The organism is Pseudacidovorax sp. 1753, from assembly GCF_040544975.1.
Taxonomy (GTDB): Bacteria; Pseudomonadota; Gammaproteobacteria; order Burkholderiales; family Burkholderiaceae_C; genus Xenophilus.
The window spans coordinates 1-1,069 of the sequence record NZ_JBEPKY010000061.1 but is presented as its reverse complement, the minus strand read 5'-3'; the positions used below and the strand labels follow the sequence as shown (position 1 = coordinate 1,069).

The window sequence follows — 1,069 nt, the reverse complement described above, 5'->3', positions numbered from 1 at the left end:
TAGTCCGCCCTGAACAATCCCGTTCTCAGCCGCATGCAGGGCGGTTGTCGAGCGAATGGGCGATCAGCGCGGCGATGACCTCCTGCACGGACAGCCCGAGCCGGGCGCAATAAAGCCGCAGCGCGGCCAGGATCAGGCGCAGGTTGTGCCCGGCGCCGCACATCACCGCATGCAGCGCATCGCCCAGCGCGCCCTTGAGCGGGTTGCGAGCGAGGCGCCCGTCCATCTTCATGTGCCCGATGGCCGGCTCGATGGCGCTTCTTCGCTTGATCATGGCCTTGAGGGTTTGGGTCAGGCCCCGCCTCTGGCCCGAGCGCAGGATGCGCACGCCCTCGATCTGCACACCCTGGTAGCCCTTGTCCACGATCGCGGTCACCGGCGGCCTGTCCGTGCCGGTGAGGATGCCCACCTGCTCCAGCGTCTCGGCCAGCGTGTGGCCGTCGTACGGATTGCCCGGCATGGAGCGCATGCCCACCACCAAGCCCTCTTTCAACGTGGTGGCGATGCTCACCTTCACGCCGAACTCGTAAGGGGTTCGGGCTTTGCCCTTGCTGATGCACTCCACTTCGGGGGCATGCAGGGCGTACAGCTTGTTCTTGTCCTTCGTGCGCTGGGTCAGGATGCGGCCGGTGCGCTGCAGCAGATCCTGAACCCGGGCTCTGGCCGCCTCGGGCAACTCGTGCAGTTGGCGCTGCACCTCGCGATGCACGCGGCCTACCCGGGTGCGCAGCGTGCGCACGGCCCTCTTCATGCGTTTGAACTGCTTGGCGTGCGCATATCGCCCGATCTGCGCGGCCAGGCGCGGCGCCACGCGGTTGTAGTTCTGGCGCAGCCGCAGGCCGTTGTCCTCGGCCGCCTTGACCAGGTGCTGGCGGCTCTTATCCAGCAAGCGGCTGTCGGTGGGATGGGCAACGGCCTTGGGCATCACCGTGGTGTCCACGATGACCTGCTGCACGCTGGCCTTCTGGATCACACCGCCACGCCGGGCGGCGTCGATGCTGGCTGCCAGCAGCGCTTCGATGCCTTCTTCCCCCACGCGCTGGCGCCAGCGCGTGAGGCTGGACGGATC

Annotated in this window: 1 protein-coding gene; it reads right to left on the bottom strand. The window is 67.6% G+C overall.

From position 1 onward, the window contains the following. Window positions 1-25: 25 nt before the first annotated feature. A partial coding sequence (locus tag ABIC63_RS29885; protein ID WP_354322470.1) for an IS5 family transposase occupies window positions 26-1,069 on the bottom strand: 1,044 nt, incomplete at its 5' end.